This is a genomic window from Aeromicrobium duanguangcaii (genome assembly GCF_024508295.1).
GTDB classification, from domain to species: Bacteria; Actinomycetota; Actinomycetes; order Propionibacteriales; family Nocardioidaceae; genus Aeromicrobium; species Aeromicrobium duanguangcaii.
Genome location: NZ_CP101990.1, coordinates 1,823,912 through 1,846,906 on the forward strand (window position 1 = coordinate 1,823,912; position 22,995 = coordinate 1,846,906).

The 22,995-nt window shown below is 70.6% G+C and carries 18 protein-coding genes; 7 read left to right on the plus strand and 11 right to left on the minus strand.

Translation table 11 applies throughout. The annotated features are described in order from the left end of the window. Nucleotides 1-154 precede the first annotated feature (154 nt). Together NP095_RS09035 and NP095_RS09040 are read right to left on the minus strand one after the other, a co-directional pair. Nucleotides 155-943, minus strand: coding sequence for an inositol monophosphatase family protein (locus tag NP095_RS09035; protein ID WP_256765966.1), 789 nt, complete (start codon nucleotides 941-943; stop codon nucleotides 155-157). Continuing rightward, nucleotides 940-1,980, minus strand: coding sequence for a ferrochelatase (locus NP095_RS09040; protein ID WP_249378302.1), 1,041 nt, complete (start codon nucleotides 1,978-1,980; stop codon nucleotides 940-942). The genes NP095_RS09035 and NP095_RS09040 overlap by 4 nt, the downstream gene beginning before the upstream one ends. Before the next feature lie 56 nt (nucleotides 1,981-2,036). On the opposite strand from NP095_RS09040, the gene NP095_RS09045 reads away from it, so the two are divergent. After that, entirely contained in the window at nucleotides 2,037-3,224 is a 1,188-nt protein-coding gene (locus tag NP095_RS09045; protein ID WP_256765967.1) for an MFS transporter, read from the plus strand. 119 nt (nucleotides 3,225-3,343) lie between these two features. Continuing rightward, nucleotides 3,344-4,216 (plus strand): septation protein SepH, encoded by an 873-nt coding sequence (gene sepH, locus NP095_RS09050; RefSeq protein ID WP_249378304.1) that lies wholly within the window; start codon nucleotides 3,344-3,346, stop codon nucleotides 4,214-4,216. A 22-nt stretch (nucleotides 4,217-4,238) separates the two neighbouring features. Here sepH and NP095_RS09055 read toward each other — a convergent pair whose 3' ends face one another. The 4 genes from NP095_RS09055 to NP095_RS09070 are packed head-to-tail and all read right to left on the minus strand — an operon-like array spanning nucleotide 4,239 to nucleotide 9,254. Next, nucleotides 4,239-4,892 carry a thymidine kinase gene (locus NP095_RS09055; protein WP_249378305.1) on the minus strand — a complete coding sequence of 218 codons (654 nt, stop codon included), beginning with the start codon at nucleotides 4,890-4,892 and terminating at the stop codon, nucleotides 4,239-4,241. 14 nt (nucleotides 4,893-4,906) lie between these two features. After that, nucleotides 4,907-5,998 (minus strand): alkaline phosphatase family protein, encoded by a 1,092-nt coding sequence (locus NP095_RS09060; protein WP_249378306.1) that lies wholly within the window; start codon nucleotides 5,996-5,998, stop codon nucleotides 4,907-4,909. After that, on the minus strand, nucleotides 5,995-6,570 hold the full coding sequence (locus NP095_RS09065) for a DUF5998 family protein (protein WP_249378307.1): 576 nt from the start codon (nucleotides 6,568-6,570) through the stop codon (nucleotides 5,995-5,997). Before NP095_RS09065 ends, NP095_RS09060 begins: the two co-directional genes overlap by 4 nt. Beyond that, nucleotides 6,567-9,254, minus strand: a complete 2,688-nt coding sequence (locus tag NP095_RS09070; RefSeq protein ID WP_256765968.1) for a bifunctional acetate--CoA ligase family protein/GNAT family N-acetyltransferase — start codon at nucleotides 9,252-9,254, stop codon at nucleotides 6,567-6,569. The genes NP095_RS09065 and NP095_RS09070 overlap by 4 nt, the downstream gene beginning before the upstream one ends. A gap of 103 nt (nucleotides 9,255-9,357) precedes the next feature. On the opposite strand from NP095_RS09070, the gene NP095_RS09075 reads away from it, so the two are divergent. From NP095_RS09075 to NP095_RS09090, 4 genes are read left to right on the plus strand one after another with little or no spacing between them, the layout of a single operon-like run. Continuing rightward, nucleotides 9,358-11,826 carry a DNA gyrase/topoisomerase IV subunit A gene (locus NP095_RS09075; RefSeq protein ID WP_404801091.1) on the plus strand — a complete coding sequence of 823 codons (2,469 nt, stop codon included), beginning with the start codon at nucleotides 9,358-9,360 and terminating at the stop codon, nucleotides 11,824-11,826. Nucleotides 11,827-11,831: 5 nt separating this feature from the next. Beyond that, nucleotides 11,832-12,518 carry an LppX_LprAFG lipoprotein gene (locus NP095_RS09080; protein ID WP_256765970.1) on the plus strand — a complete coding sequence of 229 codons (687 nt, stop codon included), beginning with the start codon at nucleotides 11,832-11,834 and terminating at the stop codon, nucleotides 12,516-12,518. A 10-nt stretch (nucleotides 12,519-12,528) separates the two neighbouring features. Beyond that, the gene (locus tag NP095_RS09085; protein ID WP_256765971.1) at nucleotides 12,529-14,238 is read left to right on the plus strand and encodes an MFS transporter; all 1,710 of its coding nucleotides are present in this window, start codon (nucleotides 12,529-12,531) and stop codon (nucleotides 14,236-14,238) included. Next, nucleotides 14,235-14,729: a beta-class carbonic anhydrase gene (locus NP095_RS09090; protein ID WP_249378312.1), complete on the plus strand. Its 495-nt coding sequence runs from the start codon at nucleotides 14,235-14,237 to the stop codon at nucleotides 14,727-14,729. Before NP095_RS09085 ends, NP095_RS09090 begins: the two co-directional genes overlap by 4 nt. A 106-nt stretch (nucleotides 14,730-14,835) precedes the next feature. Here the strand turns inward: NP095_RS09090 and NP095_RS09095 are convergent, their stop codons facing one another. Then, entirely contained in the window at nucleotides 14,836-16,926 is a 2,091-nt protein-coding gene (locus tag NP095_RS09095; RefSeq protein ID WP_249378313.1) for a DNA gyrase/topoisomerase IV subunit B, read from the minus strand. Between the two features lie 69 nt (nucleotides 16,927-16,995). Here NP095_RS09095 and NP095_RS09100 point away from each other — a divergent pair, with 69 nt between their 5' ends. After that, nucleotides 16,996-17,253 (plus strand): DUF7455 domain-containing protein, encoded by a 258-nt coding sequence (locus tag NP095_RS09100; protein ID WP_404801092.1) that lies wholly within the window; start codon nucleotides 16,996-16,998, stop codon nucleotides 17,251-17,253. 95 nt (nucleotides 17,254-17,348) lie between these two features. On the opposite strand, the gene NP095_RS09105 is transcribed toward NP095_RS09100, so the two are convergent. The 4 genes from NP095_RS09105 to NP095_RS09120 form a co-directional block, all read right to left on the minus strand. Then, nucleotides 17,349-18,869, minus strand: coding sequence for a phospholipase D-like domain-containing protein (locus NP095_RS09105; protein ID WP_256765972.1), 1,521 nt, complete (start codon nucleotides 18,867-18,869; stop codon nucleotides 17,349-17,351). A 165-nt stretch (nucleotides 18,870-19,034) separates the two neighbouring features. Then, on the minus strand, nucleotides 19,035-20,366 hold the full coding sequence (locus NP095_RS09110) for an RNA polymerase sigma factor (protein WP_249378316.1): 1,332 nt from the start codon (nucleotides 20,364-20,366) through the stop codon (nucleotides 19,035-19,037). A gap of 102 nt (nucleotides 20,367-20,468) precedes the next feature. Further along, complete coding sequence (locus NP095_RS09115) at nucleotides 20,469-21,944, minus strand: glutamate-cysteine ligase family protein (protein ID WP_249378317.1); 1,476 nt, start codon at nucleotides 21,942-21,944, stop codon at nucleotides 20,469-20,471. Nucleotides 21,945-21,963: 19 nt separating this feature from the next. Next, nucleotides 21,964-22,935, minus strand: coding sequence for a DUF4192 domain-containing protein (locus tag NP095_RS09120; RefSeq protein ID WP_249378318.1), 972 nt, complete (start codon nucleotides 22,933-22,935; stop codon nucleotides 21,964-21,966). Nucleotides 22,936-22,995 lie beyond the last annotated feature (60 nt).

The following is a 22,995-nucleotide window of genomic DNA, read 5'->3' on the forward strand; positions in this document are numbered from 1 at the left end:
CTGGTTCTCGTGGAACTGGGGTGGTGTTCTTGTGGAACGCGCAGATTCAACCACATGGGTCAAAACCGCCTGCAGCCGGAAGACATGAACCCCCTTGACGTCGCTGACGTTTCCACTCCCATGGCGAACGCGCGAGTCGAGGCGTGATATGGGATCAGAATCGACAACGCTCGACCAGCGCCAGGAACTCCTCGACGGAGGCGGCGGGCGCGGCGACCACGAGTCGCTCGTCCGGGACCCCTCCGGGGCCCGTGACCACGAGTCCGGCCTCACGGGCGATCAGGGCGCCCGCCGCGTGGTCCCACGGCTTGAGCCCCTGCTCGACGTACGCGTCGAGCCGGCCCTCGGCAAGGTCGGTGAGGTCGAGCGCCGCCGCGCCGATGCGGCGGATGTCGCGCACGTGCGGCAGCATCCGGCCGACCGCGGCCGCCTGGTGCTCGCGCACGCTGGGCACGTAGTTGAACCCGGTCGCGACCAGCATCTGGTCCACGGGCGCCGCGGGAGGTCCGGTCAGGCGCGTCCGCTCGTGTCCGTCCACGCGCCAGGCTCCTCCACCGGCGGTGGCCTCGTAGGCCTCGCCGGTGGCGATGTTCACGACGACGCCGATCTCGTCGACGCCGTCGCGCCGGGCCGCGATGGATACGGCGTACCGCGGGATGCCGTAGACGAAGTTCACGGTGCCGTCGATCGGGTCGACGATCCACTCGACTCCGGACGTGCCCGCGACGTCCTGACCCTCCTCGCCCACGAAGGCGTCGTCGGGGCGGGCGGTGAGGATCCGGGCACGGATGAGCTCTTCGCACGAGCGGTCGATCGCCGTGACCAGGTCCGTCGGGCTCGACTTCGTTCCGGCCACCCCGACCCGGCCCCGGGGTCGCAGCGCGCGCACGTGCTCCGCCGCGTCGGCGGCGACGCTGCGCGCCAGGTCGAGCAGCTCGCTCACGCGAGCACCGGGCGCTGCGACCGCGGGTTGAGGCAGCAGTCAGCGGCGCAGGTGTCGGCCTTCGGGCCGAACTCGCCCACCGCGGGGCGCTCGGGCGACTCGCCCCGCTCGGCGGCGGCGCGCTCGAGCAGCAGGTCGCGGATCATCGCGGCGTACCGGGGGTCGGCGTTCGGGCTGGCCGCGCGGGCGAACCGCAGACCCAGCTCCTCGGCGGTGGCCTTCGCCTCGGTGTCGAGGTCGTAGACGACCTCCATGTGGTCGGCCACGAAGCCGATGGGGACGAGCACCACACTCGTCACGCCCTTCCCGGCCAGCTCCTCGAGATGGTCGTTGATGTCGGGCTCGAGCCACGGCTGGCTCGGCGGTCCCGATCGCGAGCAGTAGGCCAGCGACCACTCCGTCACGCCGAGCGCCTCGGACACCATCCGGGCCACGGACAGGTGCTGGCGCTCGTAGAGCCCGCACCCCGGGCCCCCACTGGCCTCGTTCATCTGCTCGGGCACCGAGTGCGTCACGAACACGACGTGGGCGTCGGGGCCCACCTGGGCGAGGGCGTCACGGGCGTACTCGGTGAACAGCTCGACGAAGACGGGGTGGTTGAAGTGGTGGCGCAGCCGGTCGACCCGGATCGGCAGGTCGTGCGAGACCTCGAAGAGGTCCTCGCGGTACTGACGACAGCTGGAATACGACGAGTAGGCGCTGGTCATGAAGCACGCGACGCGCTCGACGCCGTCGGCCACCATCTGCTCGAAGGCGTCGGCCAGGTACGGGTCCCAGTTGCGGTTGCCCCAGTAGATCGGCAGTTCCACGCCCTGCTCGGCGAAGTCGGCCCGAAGCGCGGCCAGCAGCTCGCGGTTGATCCCGTTGATCGGCGACTTGCCGCCGAAGCCGAAGTAGTGCTCGCCCACCTCGACCAGGCGCTCCTTCGGGATCCCCCGTCCGCGCGTCACGTTCTCGAGGAACGGCACCACGTCCTCGGGCTTCTCGGGGCCTCCGAAGGAGACCAGCAGGAGGGCGTCGTACGGCCGTGCGTCCATGCCGTCAGTCTCCCACGGCGGTGGTTGTCGCGACCGGGTCCTAGATTGGTCCCGCCATGCTCTCCGCCTACCGCTCGATCCTCGCGACGCCCGGCGCCCCGGCCTTCACCGCCGCCGGCGCCCTGGGTCGGCTGCCCCTGTCGATGACGGGCCTGGGCATCGTGATGCTGATCTCGTCGCGCACGGGCGAGTACGGCCCGGCCGGGCTGGTCATGGCCGTCTACGTGATCACCTCGGCGGTGTTCGCGCCGGTGCAGGGCCGCTGGGCCGATCGGCTGGGCCAGTCGCCTGTCCTGTTCGCGGCCGGCGCGATCTTCGCCACCGGCGTCACCGTGGTGCTGCTGACGGTCGACCAGACGCTCTGGGGAGCGTCCGCCGGCGCCATGATCGCCGGCATCGGCGCACCGCAGACCGGCAACCTCGTCCGGGCCCGGTGGAGCCATGTGCTGAACGACCGCAGGCGGCTGCAGACCGCCTTCGCCCTCGAGGCGGTCCTCGACGAGGCGGTCTTCGTCGTCGGACCCGTGCTCGTGACCGTCCTGACGCTGAGCGCCCTCGACTGGTCGGGGCTGGCGGTCGCCGGCGCCGCCGCCATCGTCGGCGCGTGGGGCCTGGCCCTCCAGCGCGGCACCCAGCCGTCGCACCGCTCGGACACCAGCGTGCCGCGCGAGCCGCTGCCCTGGGGACTCCTCGGCCCGCTCGTCGTCGCGGCCTTCGGGCTGGGCGTCCTGTTCGGCGCCACCGAGGTCCTGGTGGTCGCGTTCACCGAGGAGCAGGGTCAGCCCGGGGCCGCCGGTGTCGTGCTGGCGATCTGGTCGGCGGGCAGCCTCGCCGCCGGGCTGGCCATCGGGGCCCTGGCGCCTCCCGCCGACCCCGTGCGCCGGCTGCGCCTGACCACCGTGGCCCTCGTCGTGTTCCTGGCTCCCCTGCCCTTCGCGCCCACCATCGCGCTCCTGGCCATCGGCTTCCTGCTGGCCGGGTTCGCCCTCTCCCCCACGCTCATCACGGCGGTCCACCTGGTCGAGCTGACGGTGCCGAACTCGCGGCTCACCGAGGCCCTCACCTGGACCACGACCGGAATGTCGACCGGGACCGCTCTCGGTGCCGCCGTCGCGGGCCTGATGGTGGATCGCTGGTCGGCCTCGGTCGGCTTCACCCTGCCCGTCGCGGCGGCCCTGCTGACGGCCACCGTCGCGCTCCTCTACCGAGCCCCCGCGGTGACGCCCGGTACGCTGACGCACTGACGGCTACGGGTGGCTCGTCGGTCGAAACCGAGACCGGACACGGCGAGTCTCCCCTCGATCAGGTGCTGCCGTCATTAGCATCGAAGTCGGTGGCAGAAGCGACACGGGGAGGCTCGAACATGCGGGAACTCGCAACCGTGGGGCTCAGCGACGACGGGCGATTCCTCGTCGCCCGGGACGCGACCACCGGAGAACGTTTCCGGCTCAGCATCGATCGCCGGCTCACCTCACTGGTCGATCGAGCCCCCGCGGGTTCGAGTCGTTCCGGACAGATGGAGATTCCGATGGAGAGTTCGCTCAACCCCCGCGAGATCCAGACCCGCATCCGTCGCGGCGAATCGGTCGAGGAGGTCGCCGAGCAGGCCGGCATCACGGTCGAGCGCGTCCACGGCTTCGCCGTGCCGGTCATCGCCGAGCGCGAGTGGATGGCCCAGTCGGCGCGCGCCACAACCGTCCGCCGCAAGCACGTCGGCGGCCCCGCGGTCGCCCTGGCCGAGCTGGCCGATGCTGCCCTGGTGCAGCGTGGCATCACGCCCGAGGACGCCGAGTGGGACGCCTGGCGCCGTGAGGACGGCCGCTGGACCGTCAGCGTCGACCTCGAGGGCAGCTCCGCGAACTTCCTCTACGACCCCAAGAGCCGTTACGTCGTCGCCGACGACGACGCCGCCCGCGACCTGGTGGGCGACCTCGCCACCCAGGAGCAGCACGACATGGCGCTGGCCGACCTGGTCACCGAGACCCCCGAGGCCTACGGCGTCGCCGACGAGCTCGACCATGCTCCCCTCGTGCGCTCGATCAAGGAGGCCCGCGATCGCCGGGCCCTCGAGCAGGCCGTCTTCGACGAGCCCGTCGAGGAGCCGGTCGAGGACGTCGAGGACCAGGCGCTCGAGGAGCGCATCGCCGTCCCCGACACCCCCAAGCCCCGCAAGAAGCACTCGCGCCGGTCCGTCCCCAGCTGGGACGAGATCATGTTCGGCGGCTCGCCGGAGTAACGGCGACGCCGCCCCCGCGGCCTCAGTCGAACGGCAGCACGTCGGGCGACAGCGCCCCGGCCTGCGCCCGCGCAGCGGTCATCCGCTTGCGGTGGTGGCGCCGGCACAGCACCTCGTAGCCGATCTGCGGCGTGGGACGGTCGGGGTCCTCGACGTCACCGACCACGATGACCTCGCCCTCGGTCACCATCTCGCCGTCGGCGGTGCGGGCGTTGTGGGTGGCGCGGGAGCCGCACCAGCACAGCGCCTCGACCTGCAGGGTCAGCACCCGGTCGGCCAGCTCGACCAGTCGCAGCGAGCCCGGGAAGAGCCGCGTGCGGAAGTCGGTGAGGATGCCGAAGCAGAAGACGTCGATCGACAGCTCGTCGGCGACCTTGGCCAGCTGGTCGACCTGCTCACTGGTGTAGAACTGCGCCTCGTCGCACACCAGGTAGTCGACCCGCCCTCCCCCGGTCAGCTCGCCCACGACGTCGGCCCAGAAGTCGAGTTCCCCGGTCACCTCGATCGCCGGGGTCGCGAGCCCCAGCCGGCTGGACAGGACCGCCTCGCCGGCACGGTCGTGCGACGAGTAGATGCGTCCCACCCGTCCGCGGGCACGGTGGTTGTGGTCCAGCTGCAGGGCCAAGGTGCTCTTGCCCGAGTCCATCGTGCCGGAGTAGAAGACCAGTTCTGCCACGTTCTCGGCTCTCCTCAGCTCGCCACGAGGACGGGGATACGACGTTCACGGCCGGTGATCGAGCCATGGAATCCGCGCAGCAGCAGCTCCACGGCGAAGGCGTCCGACGCGAACACGGCGAAGTCGTCGAGGGCCGCGACGACGACGTCGCCGAATCGCCCGCGCACCGCGGGGTCGAGCGGACCGAACCACTCCTGCGCTTCGTCGCGCAGGCGGACCTCGACGCGGTCGCCGAGCGCCTCGCGCCAGCGCGCCGCGACGGTCTCCTCGGCGCCCGAGCGGGTGTGCACGTGGCGGAAGCGCGCCTCGCCGGCCACCAGCACGACGTCGTCGCGCAGCTCGGGATGGTCGACCAGGTCGAACCGCCCGTCCATCGGGACGTCGACCATGCCGTGGTCGGCGGTCACGATCAGGACGGTGTCGGCGGGCAGGGCCGCCCGCAGGTCGGCGATGTCGCGGTCCACCTCGGCGAGCGCCTTGCGCCACTCGGGTGAGTCGACGCCGTGCCCGTGCCCGGTGTGGTCGACCGCCGACTCGTACGCGTAGACGACCGAGCGGTCACCCTGCTCGACCGCCTCGGCGATCGCCGTCAGGCGGTCCCAGGAGCGGTCGACGCCGACGAACGGCACCCCGCGCTGGCTGACCAGGGTCAGGCCGCTGCGCTCGAACCTGGAGTCGTTGACGACGGTGGCCGCGACGCCCGCGTCGGCCAGCCGCTGCAGGACCGTGGGGTGGGGCTGCCACTGCTCGGGGTCGACGCGGTCGTCCCACTTCAGGGTGTTGAGGAATCGCTGCGTGCCGGGGATGCGGCACGTGTAGCCGGCCATCCCGTGCCGGCCGGGCAGCAGGCCCGTGCCGAGGGACGTCAGGCTGACCGACGTGGTGGACGGGATCCCCGCCAGCACGCCCTCGACGTTCGTCAGCGAGGACAGGAACGGAGCGAGCTCGGCGTGCTCACGCAGCAGGTCCAGGCCCAGTCCGTCGACGACCATGACCACGTAGCGGTCGGCCTTCGGCAGGCCCAGGACGTCGGTGAAGCCGGCGACGCCCAGGGCAGCGCCGACCGACGTCATGATCTCGTGGATCCCGGCGCGGGCAGCGGTCATCGGGCGGCGGTGACGGTCGTCGCGGCCGTCAGGGTCCGGGCGAACTCGAGCAGGCCCACGACGGCGGCGCCACCCTCGGCCGCGGCGCTGAGCCGCAACGAGAAGTCGTCGCCGGTCAGCGTTCCGGCGTACCCGTGGTCGGCGTCGCACTCGGGGTCGTCACAGCGTGCCGGCTCGAGCTCGACGCGCGAGACCGCGCCCCACGAGACCGTCAGCAGGGCCTCCTCGAGCTGCTGGGTCTGCGTCGAGACCATCCGGGTGACGACGACACCGGCCACGCGCGACAGCGGGACGGCCTCGACCGAGGTCGAGGTGTACGGCTTGGGCAGCAGGGTGTCGCCGGGGTGCTCGTCGGTGTGGGTGAGCAGCAGACGGGACGGCGTGAGGACCAGCACCGACATGTGCCGGCGGATCTCCTCGCGGTCGAAGGTGGGCTCGTGGTGCACGACGAAGGACTCCACCGGCTCACCGGCCAGGGCGTCCTCGAGGGCGCCGGAGATGATCTCGGGGTAGTAACCGCTGCGCGAGATGGACTCGTACAGGTCCTTCGTCCGGTCCTTGGTCTGGGTCACCGACCCAGCGTATCCGCCGCGGCATCGGGCTGGCTCAGCCGCCGGACGAACCAGTCGCCGCGGCTGTCGGACGACGGGATGACCTTCGCGCGAGCGCTCAGGGCGGTGTAGCCGTCGGGGTTGACCAGCACCGGCTCCAGATCGAGGGAGACGACCTCGGGCAGGTCGTCCTTGAGTGCCGCCAGGCGCAGGACGATGTCCTCGAGCGCACCCACGTCGACCTGCTCGCTGCCCTGGTAGCCGAACAGCAGCGGCGCGGCCCGGATCCCGCTGATCATCGAGCGCGCGTCGACATCGGTCAGCGGCGGGATGCCGTAGCTGCGGTCCTCCAGCAGCTCGCTGGGGGCGCCGGCGATGCCGAACGAGACGAGCGGGCCGAAGAGACGGTCCTCGGTGGCCCGGAAGGCCACCTGCACGCCGTCGGGCGCCGAGCGCTGGACGAAGAAGGTCGTGTCGGCACGCATGCCGCTCCACGTGGTCATCTCGTCCCACGCGATCGCCATGTCGTCGGCGTCGTGGATCCCCCGCCAGACGTGCGCGAGGTCGGGCCGGGCGCGCAGGTGCTCGCTGCCGGCCTTCAGGACGACGTCCCAGCCCAGCTGCTCGCCGGCCGCGATCGCCTCCTCCTTGCTGTGGACGTTGGTCCAGGTCCACAGGTCGATCCCGTAGCAGGACAGCAGGTAGTGCACCTGCTCCGTCGAGAGCACGGCGCCGCGCGGGGCGATCGTGAGCACGTCGCGGATGAGCGCCTTCGCATCGCCGGAGCGGTGCTCGGCGGCGACGTGGTACTCGCCGTGGTCGCGAGCCGCCCACTCGGCGTAGTTGACCGCGCGGGCGAGCGCCTTGACGGCCGCCTCGGGGGCCGCGTAGGAGGGCACGGAGCCGCGTCCGGCGGAGCCGCCCTCGAGGTCGGGGACGCGCAGCAGCACCGGGATGCCCTTGCTGGCCAGGAAGGTCGAGACGATCGGCTTGTCGGACTGCTCGCCGATCGCGGCCAGGACGTTGGCGACCGCGTCGCTGTCGGTGGTGATCGGCGGCGTGTAGACCGCGACCAGGGCGTCGACGTCCGGTCGGGCCAGGGCCGCCTCGATCGCGACCTCGAACTCCTCGGCACCGGCGTTGGCGCCCAGCGGGATCGGGGGCGCGACCTGCAGGCCCTGGGACTTCGCGGCATCGGTGACGATCAGCGCCACGGCGTCGGAGTTGCCGACGACGGCGATGCGGTTGCCGCGCGGCAGCGGCTGGTGGGCCAGCAGCTGGGCGACGTCGAACATCTCGTCGAGGTTGTCGACCTGGATCACGCCGGCCTGGCGGAACATCGCGTCGACGGCCTGCTGCGGCGCCGAGCTGCGGCGCACGGCGTGTCCGACGGGAACACCCTGGGTGGAGCGGCCCGACTTCACGGCCACGACCGGCTTGACCTCCGAGACCCGCCGCGCGAGCCGCGAGAACTTGCGCGGGTTGCCGATGGACTCCAGGTACAGCAGCACCACGTCGGTGCTGTCGTCCTGGTGCCAGTACTGCAGCAGGTCGTTGCCGGACACGTCGGCACGGTTGCCCGCGGAGACGAACGTCGACAGGCCCAGGCCGCGGGCGGCGACGGTCTCGAGGATCGCCGAGCCGAGGGCGCCGGACTGGCAGAAGAACCCCGCGCGTCCGGGCGGCGGCATGGTGGCCGACAGCGAGGCGTTGAGCTGCACGTCGGCGGCGGTGTTGATGATGCCGAGGCAGTTCGGCCCGATCAGGCGCAGGCCGTGGGTGCGGCACAGGTGCAGCAGCTCCTGCTGGCGCGCGCGGCCCTCGGGGCCCTCCTCGGCGAAGCCCGCCGAGATCACGACGAGTCCGTGCACGCCCTTGGCGGCGCAGTCCAGGACGACGTCGTTGACGTGCTCGGCCGGCACCGCGACGATCGCGATCTCGACCTCGCCGGGGATGTCCCGGACGGTCGGGTAGGCGGTCAGGCCCGAGACGGCCTCGGCCTGGGAGTTGACGGCGTAGACCGTGCCGCCGTAGTCGCCCAGCACGAGGTTGCGCACCATCGCCTGGCCGATCGATCCCTGGCGGCGGCTGGCGCCGACGACCGCGACGCTGCGCGCTCCGAAGATGCGGGCGATGGACGCCGCCTCGGCGCGCTGCTCGCGCGAGCGCATGACGCCCAGCGCCGAGTCGGTCGGGTTGATCTCGAAGGTGAGGCGCTGGACGCCGTCCTCGAGGGTGCCGCTGATCGTGTAGCCCATCTCGCGGAAGACCTGGAGCATCCGGACGTTCTCGGGCAGCACCTCGGCGGTGAACTCGGTGAAGCCGCGCTCGCGACCGGCCTGCGCCAGGTGCTCGAGCAGCAGCTGACCGATGCCGCGGCCCTGGTGGGCGTCCTCGACGAGGAAGGCGACCTCGGCCTCGTCCTCAGAGACCGCGTCGTACCGGCCGACGGCGATGATGTCGTCGTGCTGGGTCACCACGAAGGCGACCCGCTGGTGGTGGTCGACGGTGGTGAAACGCGCGATGTCGCGATCCGAGAGACGCGGATACGGCGCGAAGAACCGGAAGTACTTCGACTCGGCCGAGACCCGGTCGTAGAAGGCCACGAACCGGGGAGCATCCTCCGGCACGATCGGGCGGATCTGCGCGACGCGGCCGTCCTTGAGCAGGACATCGGCCTCCCACGCGGGGACGGGATGGGGCACGACGGCCGTCTCCACTGGTTCGGTGCCACTCACGAGCACAAACCTACCGCGCAGGCGGCGGGTCGGTGGCGACCCTGCGACGCGGCGCGGGAGAATGGCCCCCGTGACTGGATCCACTACCGAGACCGCGGACTTCGAGGAGCACATCCTCGACACCGACGTCGGCGACGAGATGCGCTCCAGCTTCCTCGAGTACGCCTACTCGGTGATCTACGCCCGAGCCCTGCCCGACGCGCGTGACGGACTCAAGCCCGTGCAGCGGCGCATCCTCTACACGATGGACGAGATGGGCCTGCGCCACGACCGTCCCCACGTCAAGAGCGCCCGCCCCGTCGGCGAGGTCATGGGCAAGCTGCACCCGCACGGCGACAGCGCGATCTACGACGCGCTGGTCCGCCTCGTCCAGCCGTGGGCGCTGCGCCTGCCGCTGCTGGACGGGCACGGCAACTTCGGCTCGCCCGACGATCCGCCGGCCGCCATGCGTTACACCGAGATCCGCATGGACCGCTCCGCCGAGGCGATGACGGCCTCGCTCGACGAGGACACCGTCGATTTCAAGCCCAACTACGACGGCCGGCTGCAGGAGCCCACGGTGCTCCCGGCGGCGATCCCCCACCTCCTGGTCAACGGCGCCTCGGGCATCGCGGTCGGCATGGCCACCAACATCGCCCCGCACAACCTCATCGAGGTCGTCCAGGCGCTGCGCCACCTGATCGACCACCCGGACGCCGATCTCGACGCCCTCATGCGGTTCGTGCCTGGGCCCGACCTGCCCACGGGCGGCAAGATCGTCGGCCTCGACGGCATCCGCGACGCCTACGCGACGGGCAACGGCTCCTTCAAGATGCGGGCCACCACGCGGGTCGAGAACGTGACGCCGCGCAAGAAGGGCATCATCGTCACCGAGCTGCCCTACAACGTCGGCCCCGAGAAGATCATCGAGTCGATCAAGAAGCTGGTCCAGGCCAAGAAGATCCAGGGCATCTCGGACCTGAAGAACCTCACCGACCGCAAGCACGGCCTGCGCCTGGTCATCGAGATCAAGAACGGCATCGTCCCCGAGGCGCTCCTGGCCCAGCTCTACCGCCAGACGCCACTGGAGTCCTCGTTCGGCATCAACAACGTCGCGCTCGTCGACGGCCAGCCGCGGACCCTCGGCCTGCGCGAGATGCTGACGGTCTACCTCGAGCACCGCATCGACGTCGTCCGGCGCCGCACCACCTACCGTCGCGGCAGGGCGGCCGACCGCCTGCACCTGGTCGACGGACTGATGATCGCCATCCTCGACATCGACGAGGTCATCCAGCTGATCCGCGGGTCCGACAACCGCGGCGAGGCGCGCGGGCGGCTCATGTCCGTGTTCGACCTGTCCGAGCTGCAGGCCGACTACATCCTCGACCTCCAGCTGGGCCGCCTGACCCGCTTCTCGCGCCTCGAACTGGAGAAGGAGGCCGACGAGCTGCGCCGCACCATCGAGGAGCTGGACGCGATCCTGGCCGACGAGCAGGTGCTGCGGGGTCACGTCGGCGACGAGCTGTCCCAGATGGCCCAGCAGTTCGGCACGCCGCGACGCACCGTCCTGCTGGAGTCGGCCGGTGTCCCCGCGCTCGCGGCCGCCGGCGGCTCGCTCGAGGTGCCCGACGACCCGTGCTGGGTCCTGCTCTCCTCGACCGGCCTGGTGGCCCGCACGTCCGACGCCGAGCCGCTCGGCACCCACGGCCGGCGCGCCAAGCACGACACCGTCGTGGCCGCCGTCCGCGCCACCGCGCGCGGCCAGGTCGGCGTCGTCACCTCGGCCGGCACCGTTCACCGCCTCGACGTCATCGACCTGCCGAACCTGCCCCCGACCGCGGACTCGCCGCGGCTGCAGGGTGGGGTCCCGCTGGGCGAGCTGCTGAACCTCGACGGCGACCCGCTCACGCTGATGAACTTCGACGAGGACGTCCCGGGCCTGGCCATGGGCACCCGTGACGGAGTCGTCAAGCGGGTCAAGCCCGACCACCTGACGAACCGGGACTCCTGGGAGCTCATCCGCCTCGAGGACGGCGACCGCGTCGTCGGCGCCGTTCCGCTGGCCACGGGCGACGAGGAGCTCGCGTTCGTCACGTCCGAGGCACAGCTGCTGCACTTCCCGGCCTCCGTCGTGCGACCGCAGGGTCGCAGTGGCGGTGGCGTCGCGGGCATCAAGCTCGGCACGGGCGCCCACGTCGTGGCCTTCGGCGCCGTCTCGGACATCGAGACCGCCCACGTGGTCACCGTCGCGGGCAGCTCATCGGCCCTGCCGGGCACCCAGGCCGGCTCGGTCAAGGTGACTCCCCTGTCGGTCTACCCGGGCAAGGGACGAGGCACCGGCGGTGTCCGCTGCCAGCGCCTGGTCCGCGGTGAGGACGCGCTGGTCTTCGCGTGGGTCGGCGACGGAATGCCGGTCGCGGCGGCCGCGAGCGGCTCCCCCGTCGACCTGCCCGAGGTGGTCGAGAAGCGCGACGCCTCCGGCACTCCGGTGGGCCAGCCGATCGCCGGTGTCTCGGCATCCGCGTCGGACCTGCCGGGTGCCAGAAACGTGTCAGACTGACCAGCGTGTTCTCTCGACTGCTGACCGCCACGCTGCTGAGCAGCACCCTGCTGCTGACCGCTTGCACCGGTGACGACGCCGACTCCGGCGACGCCGCCGAGCGCCTCGACACGGCCGCGCAGGCCCTCACCGAAGCGGAGTCCCTGGACATCTCGCTGGCCACGTCGTCGCTGCCCGACGGCGTGCGCGGACTGCTGTCCGCGAAGGGCGTGGGCGACCACTCCCCCGCCTTCAGCGGCAACGTCAAGATCGTGGCCGGCGGCGCCACGATCGCCGCCGAGGTCATCGCGGTCGACGACAAGGTCTACGCCAAGACCGGCTTCTCGCCGGTGTGGGCGCCGCTCGATCCGAAGAGCCTGGGCGCGCCCGACCCCGCCGACCTGCTCGGCTCCGACGCCGATTCCGGCCTGGCGGGCCTGCTGAAGGTCACCACCGACGTCGAGACCGGCGACAAGTCCCGCGACGGCGACACCGTGCTGACCGAGATCGAGGGCGACATCCCCGGCGACCGGATCGCCGCCCTGATCCCGACGGCCGACCAGAACGAGAGCTTCGACGTCGTCTACCGACTCACCGACGACGACGAGCTGCACGACGCCAAGATCACCGGCCCGTTCTACGGGGACGAGGACGTCACCTACACCGTGGAGCTGCAGCCGCGCGACGAGCCCGCCGACATCACCGCCCCCTGATCCCGTGCCGATGAAGGAGCTCGCGTCGCGCGGGTTGCTGGCGCTCGCGGCGGTGGCGATCGGCTTCGCCGCCGCCGACACGTACGTCGTCGTGCTGGCCCTGCCGGACATGATGACGGCCGCCGGCCTCACGGTCGCCGAGCTGCAGCGCGCCGCGCCCATCATCTCGGGCTTCCTGCTGGGGTACGTCGCCGTGCTCCCGCTGATCGGACGGGTCTCGGACCTGCGCGGACGCGTCCCGGTGCTGACCGGCTGCCTCGTGGTCTTCGCCATCGGATCGGTCATCACGGCCGCCGGGTACGACCTTCCCACCATCGTGCTGGGCCGATTGATCCAGGGCATCGGCGGTGGCGGGCTGATCCCGCCCACGCTGGCCCTGATCGCCGACACCTGGCCGGCCGAGCGCCGCGGGATGCCGCTGGGCATCATCGGCGCCGTCCAGGAGCTGGGCAGCGTCGTCGGCCCGCTCTGGGGCGCCGCGATCCTCGCCTTCGGCACGTGGCACGACATCTTCTGGCTCAACGCCGCCGTCGGGCTGGCCATCGCCGCGGCGATGCTGCGTCACCGGCCGGCGGAGCGCACGCGCCGGGGGTTCGACCTCTGGGGGCTGATCCTGGTCGGGATCGCGTCGGCCTGTCTGCTGCTGGTGATGATGGAACCGGAGTCGCTCACCACCGGCGTGACCAGCGGCCTGGCGTTCCTGCCGGTCACCGGCGACTCGCGCTGGCTCACTCCCCTGGCGCTCGCCGGCTACGCGTTCCTGGTCGCCTTCGTCGTGCGTCAGGCCACCGCGGCCCGCCCGCTGCTCGCCTGGCGTGGCTGGGGCGAGATCGCGCGCGAGACCGACCTGTGGGGCGCCGCGGCACTGACGGTGGCGCTCGGCGCCGTCATCGTGACCTTCGCGAGTGCCGAGCCCGAGCAGGCCGTGCTGGCCGACGACGCCGTCGTGCTGCTGCCGATCGCCGCACTCGCCCTGGCCGCGTTCGTGTGGCGCGGCCGGCGCGCCGCGAACCCGCTGATCCCGCGCGGCTCCCTCACGGCGACGCCCGCGTGGGGGTCGATCGCCGTCTCGTTCTTCGTCGGCGCCGCCCTGATCGCCGCCCTGGTCGACATCCCGTTCTTCGCCCGCCTCACGATCGCCCCGGACGATCAGCTCGAAGCCGCATTGGTGCTCGTGCGGTTCCTGGTCGCCCTGCCCGTCGGCGCCGTGCTGGGCGGGTGGCTGTTGCGCCACGTGCCCGCCGGTCCCCTGACCGCCGCCGCCCTCACCCTGTCGGGCGCCTGCTTCCTGGTGATGGGCTCGTGGGACGCGCAGTCGCTGGAGTCCTTCTCGTCCACCGTCGTGCTGGCCGCGTGTGGCTTCGGCTTCGGCCTGGCGCTCGCGCCGGTGAACGCCGCACTGCTCGAGCACACGGCTGCCGAGGTGCACGGACTGGCCAGCGCTCTGCTCGTCGTCGCTCGCATGGTCGGGATGCTGATCGGCATCTCGGCACTGACCACCATCGGGCTGCGCGCCTTCCGCGGCGCGGTCGCGAAGATCCCCTCGGTCGAGAGCCTGTGCGACGGTGAGTCGACCGCGTGCGGGGCCTACACCAGCGCGATGCGCGACGCCGGGATCGCGCAATTGCAGGCGGTCTTCACCGGCGCGGCCGTCGCCGCCTTCATCGCCGCGGCCCTCGCCCTGCTGTTGCTGCGTCGTCGCGATATTTTTTCCTCATGACCAGCACTTTCGACGATCTTCTCGAGGCAAACCGGCGCTACGCCCAGACCCATGAGGGAGGCTTCGACGGCATCGCCCAGGCCGGCGTCCTCATGGTGACCTGCATGGACTCGCGCATCGATCCCCTGGCGGTGATCGGGCTCAAGCCCGGCGACGCCAAGATCCTGCGCAACCCCGGCGGCCGCGTCACCGACCAGGTCCTCGTGGCGATCGTCCTGGGCGTCTCGTTGCTCAAGGTCGAGCGCGTGGTCGTCATGGAGCACACCCGCTGCGCGATGGCCTCCTCCACGGAGGCCGACGTCAAGGCCAAGATCGGCGAGAAGAGCGGCACCGACGCCTCCTGGATGACGATCGGCGTCATCGAGGACCAGGAGTCCACGGTCCGCGCCGACGTCAACCGGGTGCGCAGCCACCCGCTCGTGCCCGACTCGGTCGAGGTCGGCGGCTTCATCTACGACGTCGACACGGGCCTGATGACGCCCGTCGACTGATCGGGCCGTCCGCGACGCGTCGTGGACGTTCGACCCTGACCGCACGACAGAGCCCCCGTACGTCCGACGTACGGGGGCTCTGTCGTGTCGCGGCGGACCTAGCCGGTCAGGCGTCGATCAGCTCGCTGTCGATCTCGTAGGCGCCCTGGATGATGAACTCCTTGCGCGGCGGCACCTCGTTGCCCATGAGCAGCTCGAAGACCTCGGCCGATGCCTCGGCGTCGTCGACGGTGAGGCGTCGCAGCGTGCGGTGGCGCGGGTCCATCGTGGTCTCGGCCAGCTGGTCGGCATCCATCTCGCCCAGGCCCTTGTAGCGCTGCGGCGCGTCCTTCCAACGGACGTTGCGCTTCTTCAGCTGGGCCAGCGTGCGCTGCAGCTCGGCGTCGGAGTACGTGTAGATGTACTTGTCCTGCCCCTTCTTGGGCGAGACGAGCTCGATGCGGTGCAGCGGCGGCACGGCGGTGTAGACGCGACCGGCCTCGACCATGGGGCGCATGTACCGGAAGAACAGCGTCGCCAGCAGGCAGCGGATGTGGGCGCCGTCGGAGTCGGCGTCGGCCATGAAGATGATGCGTCCGTAGCGGGCGGCGTCGAGGTCGAATGTCCGTCCCGAGCCCGCGCCGACGACCTGGATGATCGACGAGCACTCGGCGTTCTTGAGCATGTCGCCGATGCTGGCCTTCTGGACGTTGAGGATCTTGCCCCGGATCGGCAGCAGCGCCTGGAACTCGGCGTCGCGCGCCGACTTCGCGGTACCGAGGGCCGAGTCGCCCTCCACGATGAACAGCTCGGAGCGCTCGATGTCCGTGCTGCGGCAGTCGGCGAGCTTCGCCGGCAGCGCGCTGGACTCGAGCGCGTTCTTGCGGCGCTGGGCGTCGCGCTGCTGACGAGCCGCCAGCCGCGTGCGAGACGCGCCGACGACCTTCTCCATGACCTGGCGGGCCTTGGCCTTCTGGGCCGTCTTGGTGGTCGTGAGGAAGGCGCTGAGCTCGCGCGTGACGATCTTGTTGACAATGCGGGTGACCGCCGGGGTGCCCAGCACCTCCTTCGTCTGCCCCTCGAACTGCGGCTCGGCGAGGTTGACGGTGACGACGGCGGTGATGCCCTCGAGCACGTCCTCCTTCGAGACGTCCGGATCGCCGTTCTTGAGCAGCCGGGTGTTGCGGAGCACCTCGTTGAAGGTCTTGGTGATGCCGCGCTCGAACCCGGAGACGTGCGTGCCGCCCTTGGGCGTGGCGATGATGTTGACGAACGACTTCATCACCGTGTCGTAGTCCGTGCCCCACCGCAGGGCGATGTCGACGCCCAGGGTCCGCTCGACGTCCTGCGGGGTCATGTGACCCTTGGTGTCGAGCACCGGGACGGTCTCGACGAAGGTGTCCTCGCCCTGGATGCGCAGGACGTCGCACACCGGCGCGTCGGGTGCCAGGAAGTCGCAGAACTCCGAGATGCCGCCCTCGTGGAAGAACTCTTCCTCGCGCGGCTCCTCGCCCCGCTCGTCGCGGATGACGATGCGCAGCCCCGGAACGAGGAAGGAGGTCTGGCGGGCGCGGCCCACGAGATCCTCATAGGAGAACTTCGCGCCCTTGATGAAGATCTGGGGGTCGGCCCAGTAGCGCACGCGGGTACCGGTGCGCGACTTGGCGACCTTGCCGATCTTGCGCAACGTGTTGTCGGGGGTGAAGTCCGCGTCGGCGCCGTCACCGGCGAAGACGCCGGGCGTGCCGCGTCGGAACGACATGGCCCATGTGGCGCCGCCCTTGTCGACCTCGACGTCGAGTCGCTCGGACAGCGCGTTGACGACCGAGGCGCCGACGCCGTGCAGGCCGCCGGTGGCGTTGTAGGACCCGCCGCCGAACTTTCCGCCGGCGTGCAGCTTGGTGTAGACGACCTCGACGCCGGTCAGGCCGGTCTTGGGCTCGATGTCGACCGGGACGCCACGGCCGTCGTCACGGACCTCGACGGATCCGTCGGCGTACAGGATGACGCCGATGTGCGAGCCGTGGCCGCCGAGCGCCTCGTCGACGGAGTTGTCGATGATCTCCCACAGGCAGTGCATGAGCCCACGCGTGTCGGTCGAGCCGATGTACATGCCGGGCCGCTTGCGCACCGCTTCGAGTCCCTCGAGGACGAGCAGATTGCGTGCGTCGTAAGTCGAAATGTCCTGTTCCTCCTGATCAGGTTCCCCACCTGCCACCGTATCGACCCGGACCCATCGGATCGGACGTGACACGCGGCGACCGCGTGGCCGCGCGGATTTGGCTCGATGAGAGAGTATTCATGGTGTAGTTCGACCTACCTTCCCCCCCGACGAAACGAGGACACCGTGAACGCCACAGCCGAGTTCCCCGCCCTCACCTCCGCCGATCGCTGCGACCGTTGCGGTGCGCAGGCCTTTGTCCGCGTCGAGCTCTCCGCCGGCACCGACCTGATGTTCTGCGCCCACCACGCCCGCCAGCACGAGGAGCGGCTGCGTGAGATCGCCGTGACCTACCGGGACGAGAGCGACCGCCTGTCGGTCTGAGTCCCGTCGGGCCCGGCCCGAAGACCCGAGCAACGAGAAAGGCTCGCGGCGCGCATCCCCTCTCGGGGCGCGTACCGCGAGCCGTTCTCGTTGGCTCAGTACTTGAAGGAGCCGTAGGCCTTCGTCTGCGTGACCGAGCGCCAGTGCTCGACGTAGGCGTCGTAGACGTCCGGGTCGGACGTGATCGTCGTGATCTCGTCGCTGGCGACCAGGTTCGAGCCGGTCAGGTTGGCCGATCCCGCGACCGTCACCTTGACCCGCGAGCCGGACTTGGGCCAGCTGCGGCCGTTGGGCAGGCGCTCCTCGGGGTTCAGCTTGTTCGGCTTCAGCTTCGCGTCGATGAGGATCGTCTTGTCGTGGATCTGGGCGTACGCGGCGTCGACCTCGGTGCGCGACGTCTTGAGCACGTCCAGGATCGGCTTGCACACGCGCAGCAGCTGACGGCAGTGCTCGAGGTAGTTCTTCTTGTTGTCGTCCTTGAACCCGACGACCGAGACGCGGCAGCCACCGTTGTTCAGGGCGGCGAGCTTGTACGCCAGCGCGATGCGGCGGTACTTGAAGCGGTTCTCCATCACCCGGATGCGGCACTGCTCGTCCGGGACGATCCGGTTCAGCACGTTCAGGATCGGGTCGCGACCGTTCGTCGGCGTAGCGCGCAGCGGGGACACGTGGATCGCGTAGTTGGACAGGTTCGAGTACAGGACGCCACGGCGCGCGAAGGCGCTCGTGTAGCCGTCACGCGTCGCGGTGCTGTAGCCGTAGCGGCTGTTGCGCTTGGCGATGTAGCGCCCGTAGTCCTTGCCGATGCGGCGCTTGGCCCACATGTCGTTCCAGACCGCACGCATCTGGTACCAGAGCTTCTTGTCGTTGTAGACGGTCGTGCCGTTGTTGTACGTGCGCTCGGCGCTGCGGCCGCCGAAGTTGGTCGAGCCGGTCCACACGACGCCCCGCGCGCGCTTGCCGCTGCGCGTGTAGGTGTCGCTGACCATGACGATCTTGGAGTGCATGAGCGCGCCGTTGACGCGCGAGAGGCAGGCCATGGACTTGCCGTTGGAGCAGGTCTTGAACTTGCCGTACTTCGTCTTGTTGAGCTGCTTCTTCAGCTTGTTCGACGCCGGCGACTGGTGCGCGTTCGGATGGATGAAGCGCACGTTCACGCCGGCCTTGGCGGCCTTGACCAGCTCGCGACCGACCCGGACCGAGTCCTCCATGCGCGAGTTCGCGGCGAAGACCGAGGTGGCCCGCCGCTGGCTCTTGGACTTCATCTTGCCGGCGGGCGTCTGGTAGGACCCGCGAATGAGTCGCTCGAGGTCGTTCAGCAGCGAGTAGTCGCGGTTCGAGCCGCCCTTGTCGAAGTAGGGACGCGAGAAGTTCGCCTCGACCTCGACCGGGTAGCCGGCGCCGTAGGGGCGCTTGTCGGGGGTGGCGGCAGCGGCCACGGCTGCGGGCGCGGCGGCCTGCGGCTGGACGGCCTCGGCCTGGGGCTCGGTGGAGCTGGCCTGGCCCGCGGCCGCGGGCTCGTCGACGCCGAAGGTCGAGCTGGCGGCCACGAGCGGCAGGACGAGTGCGCCGACAGCGGCGACACCCGCGAGTCGAAGCCGGTGACTGACGGACACTGAGGAACTCCCCCGAGAAGACAACGAGACGGTCGCCCCAGACTAACCCATGCTCGCGGGGCTCCCGGGCACCGCGGCGTCGGCCGGTGCGGCGGTGCCCGGTCCCGGACGCGAGTCGGCCCGCGACCGTGAGGTCGCGGGCCGGCTCGGTGGATCCGACTCGACTCAGTCGAGGTAGTCGCGCAGCACCTGCGAGCGCGACGGGTGACGCAGCTTGCTCATCGTCTTGGACTCGATCTGGCGGATGCGCTCGCGCGTGACGCCGTAGACCTTGCCGATCTCGTCGAGCGTCTTGGGCTGACCGTCGGTCAGGCCGAAGCGCATCGACACGACACCGGACTCGCGCTCGCTGAGCGTGTCCAGGACCGCGTGCAGCTGCTCCTGCAGCAGGGTGAACGACACGGCGTCGGCCGGGACGATCGCCTCGGAGTCCTCGATCAGGTCGCCGAACTCGCTGTCGCCGTCCTCACCCAAGGGGGTGTGGAGGCTGATCGGCTCGCGACCGTACTTCTGGACCTCGACGACCTTCTCGGGCGTCATGTCCAGCTCGATGGCCAGTTCCTCGGGGGTGGGCTCGCGACCGAGGTCCTGCAGCATCTGACGCTGGACACGAGCCAGCTTGTTGATGACCTCGACCATGTGCACCGGGATGCGGATGGTGCGGGCCTGGTCGGCCATGGCGCGCGTGATGGCCTGACGGATCCACCACGTGGCGTACGTCGAGAACTTGAAGCCCTTGGTGTAGTCGAACTTCTCGACGGCGCGGATCAGACCGAGGTTGCCCTCCTGGATCAGGTCCAGGAACAGCATGCCGCGGCCGGTGTAGCGCTTGGCCAGCGAGACGACGAGTCGCAGGTTGGCCTCGAGCAGGTGGTTCTTGGCGCGGCGGCCGTCGACGATGATCCACTCGAGCTCCTCGCGGAGCTTGTCGTTGACGCGCTTGGACTTGGCCAGCTTCTCCTCGGCGAACAGGCCCGCCTCGATGCGCTTGGCCAGCTCGACCTCCTCGGCGGCGGTCAGCAGCGCGACCTTGCCGATCAGCTTCAGGTAGTCCTTGACCGGGTCGGCCGTCGCGCCGGCGACGGTCACCTGGACCGCGGGCTCGTCGGTGTCGTCGGCGCTGGAGAGCGTGAAGCTGGCTTCCTCGTCGGCCTTGATCGTCGGGTCGGACGCGAGGTCCTTCTCGAACACCTCGTCGGCGATGTCGGGGAGCACCTTCTTGCCGTCGGCGTCCACCGCCGGGGCGGGCTTCTCCAGCACGTCGGCCAGGTCGATCGCGTCGCCGAGCACGACCTCCTCGGAGATCTTCTTTGCAGCGGCCCTCTTGGCGGGCGCCTTCTTGGCCGGGGCCTTCTTCGCGGGGGCCTTCTTGGCCGCCGCCTTCTTCACCACGGAGCCCGCGTCGTCGTCGCCTGCGGCGCCGGGGGTCTTCTTGGCCGCCTTCGCGGGCGCCTTCTTCGCGGTCGCTGCCTTTGCGGTCTGGGCGGCACGAGTCACCGGGACATCAACCTCACAACGTCGTTTCGGGCATGACAATGAGGCCTGCGGTCAACCTCTGGCACCAGTGTGCCACGGCCCCCCACACGTCCTCGAATCGGTTCAGTGGACGGGCCAGGAGTGCACCGGCTCGCCCTCGCTCATGTGCTCGGCGTAACGCCGGGTCAGCGCGCGCATCGAGTCCGAGACATCGGATCCGCGCGCGTGCAGCCGGTCGAACTGCTCGATCATCCACGTCGAGCCGTTGCGCCCGGTGACGCAGCGGCGCTCGATGATCTGCAGGAACTCATCGATCACGGCCCCGTCGACCCCGCGCTTCTCGAGCCCCACGTGGGCCAGGGGCAGGAGGTGTTCCAGGACCAGCTGGCGCACCGGCACGGTCCCGATGCCGGGCCAGAACGCCTCTGCCTCGATCCCGGCGACGGCCGCATCGTGGAACCCCTGCTCGGCGGCCTTGAAGGGCAGCTGGCTCCAGACCGGCCTCTCCTGCTCGGTCAGCGCCGTCACGAGACCGTAGAACAGCGCGGCATTCGCGACCGTGTCCTTGACGGTGGGGCCGGCCGGCAGCAGCCGGTTCTCGACCCGCAGGTGCGGCTTGCCGTCGACCACGTCGTAGATCGGCCGGTTCCAGCGCCAGATCGTGCCGTTGTGCAGCCGCAGCTCGGGCAGCGCCGGGATCCGGCCCGCCTCGATCTCGGCCACGGGGTCCTCGTCCTCGACGATCGGCAGCAACGCCGGGAAGTACCGCGAGTTCTCCTCGAACAGGTCGAACACCGAGGTGATCCAGCGCTCGCCGAACCACACCCGGGGGCGGACGCCCTGGACCTTCAGCTCGGCGGTGCGGGTGTCGGTCGCCTGCTCGAACAGGGCGATGCGCGTCTCGTGCCACAGCCGCTTGCCCAGGAAGAACGGCGAGTTGGCGCCCACGGCGATCTGCACGCCGGCGATCGCCTGGGCCGCGTTCCAGGTCGGGGCGAACTCGTCGGGCTCGACCTGCAGGTGCAGTTGCGTGCTGGTGCACGCGGCCTCGGCGATGATCGTGTCGATCGTCGTGCGCAGGCGCTGGACGCCGTTGATGACGATGTGGATGTCCTCGCCGCGCGCGGTCAGGATCTGGTCGGACAACAGGTGGTAGCGCGGATTGGTCGAGATCGCCTCACGCGTGAGGTGCTGCGAGTCCAGGCTGGGCAGGATGCCGATCATCAGCATCTCGGTGCCGATGCCGCGCGCCTTGTCCTGGGCGGTGTTGAGGTCGTCGCGCATCCGGTCGGCCATCGAGGCCAGTCCGCCGCCCGCCACCGGGGAGGGCGGGACGTTGATCTCGACGTTGAACTGCCCGAGCTCGGTCTGGAAGTCCTCGGTCGCGATCACGTCGAGCGTCTCGGAGTTGCGCAGGGCGGGGTCGCCGAGCTCGTCGATCAGGTTGAACTCGATCTCGATCCCGACGTGGGGATCGGGCACCGAGAAGTCCTGTTGCCCCAGCATCGCGGCCAGCACATCGAGGTTCCGGCGCACCTTCGCGCGGTAGCGTGCGCGGTCCTCACCGGTGAACTCGCGGGCTTCGACGTCTTGTCCCATGGAGACACCCTAGGACGGATCAGGCCGTCACATCAGCCTGAGCCCACCGGTCAGGATGGACGCCCGCCTCGAGCACGTCCTGGAGCAGCAGACCCATGCGATATCGAGGCTCCAGACGCAGTGCGCGGTCCAGCGCGACGAGGGCGCGCGCGCCGTCGCCCATCTGCCAGGCGGCGAATCCCGCGAGGCACAACGGCGCCGGCGCGAAGTCCGGTGACGCCACACGCGAGACCGCCGCCCAGAGCCGGTGCATCCCGCGCGCGTTGGCCCGGCCGATCCCCACCCACACGGCGTCCCGCACGTTCATCGACGACGTCAGGACCGCGAGCTCGACCAGATCCGCCTCCCCGAGGTCCGCCCCGTCGAGGCCTCGTTCGACGAGCCGGGCGACCCGCTCGCGCTCGGACGCGAGGAAGCTCGCCGGGGCGGTCGTCGTGGCGCGTTCGAGGAAGCGCTCCAACGCGGCGTCGTGGGCACGATCGAGTCGTTCCTCGTCCTGCTCGGCCGGCGGCGCCACCTCGTCCGCGAGCGCGGACCGGTCGGCCAGGATCACCTGACCCTGGGCGACGGCGCGGACGATCGCCTCGTGGTGACGGTCGAGGGCGTAGGGCTCCCCCTCGGCGGGGTGGCCCGGCGTCGCGGACCAGACCCGGCGGTCGTCGGCCCACAGCACCAGCCACGCGCGACCCGGGGGCAGTGCGTCACGCAGGGCCGTGACCATGAGACGCGCCCGCTCGACGTTGTCGGACAGGGCGAACAGGAAGAATCCCTCCCGTCCGTGGCGCACGAGGTGCTCGGCGAGCCCGGCCGCGAGGGCCTCCTCGTCGCCGGGCAGCGGCAGGTCGTGGCGCAGGCGGAACCCGAACCGGCACGTCGGCCCGGACACCGCCAGGCCGATCACGCACTCGCGGGGCACGAAGCCGAACAGCGTGGGCAGGGCGTTCATGAGGTCGTCGAAGGAGTCGACCCGGAACATGTCGTCGTCGGTCATGCCCCGAGCCTCGCCCTCGCGGGACCCGGGCAGAAGCCACCGGCGGCCCACTGTGGACGA

What these genes read in the sequence shown, in the direction of transcription:
- NP095_RS09040 (WP_249378302.1), bottom strand. Translation starts at nt 1,980, where the DNA reads ATGGACGCACGGCCGTACGACGCCCTCCTGCTGGTCTCCTTCGGAGGC.
- NP095_RS09045 (WP_256765967.1), top strand. Translation starts at nt 2,037, where the DNA reads ATGCTCTCCGCCTACCGCTCGATCCTCGCGACGCCCGGCGCCCCGGCC.
- sepH (WP_249378304.1), top strand. Translation starts at nt 3,344, where the DNA reads ATGCGGGAACTCGCAACCGTGGGGCTCAGCGACGACGGGCGATTCCTC.
- NP095_RS09060 (WP_249378306.1), bottom strand. Translation starts at nt 5,998, where the DNA reads ATGACCGCTGCCCGCGCCGGGATCCACGAGATCATGACGTCGGTCGGC.
- NP095_RS09085 (WP_256765971.1), top strand. Translation starts at nt 12,529, where the DNA reads ATGAAGGAGCTCGCGTCGCGCGGGTTGCTGGCGCTCGCGGCGGTGGCG.
- NP095_RS09090 (WP_249378312.1), top strand. Translation starts at nt 14,235, where the DNA reads ATGACCAGCACTTTCGACGATCTTCTCGAGGCAAACCGGCGCTACGCC.
- NP095_RS09100 (WP_404801092.1), top strand. Translation starts at nt 16,996, where the DNA reads ATGAGAGAGTATTCATGGTGTAGTTCGACCTACCTTCCCCCCCGACGA.
- NP095_RS09115 (WP_249378317.1), bottom strand. Translation starts at nt 21,944, where the DNA reads ATGGGACAAGACGTCGAAGCCCGCGAGTTCACCGGTGAGGACCGCGCA.
- NP095_RS09120 (WP_249378318.1), bottom strand. Translation starts at nt 22,935, where the DNA reads ATGACCGACGACGACATGTTCCGGGTCGACTCCTTCGACGACCTCATG.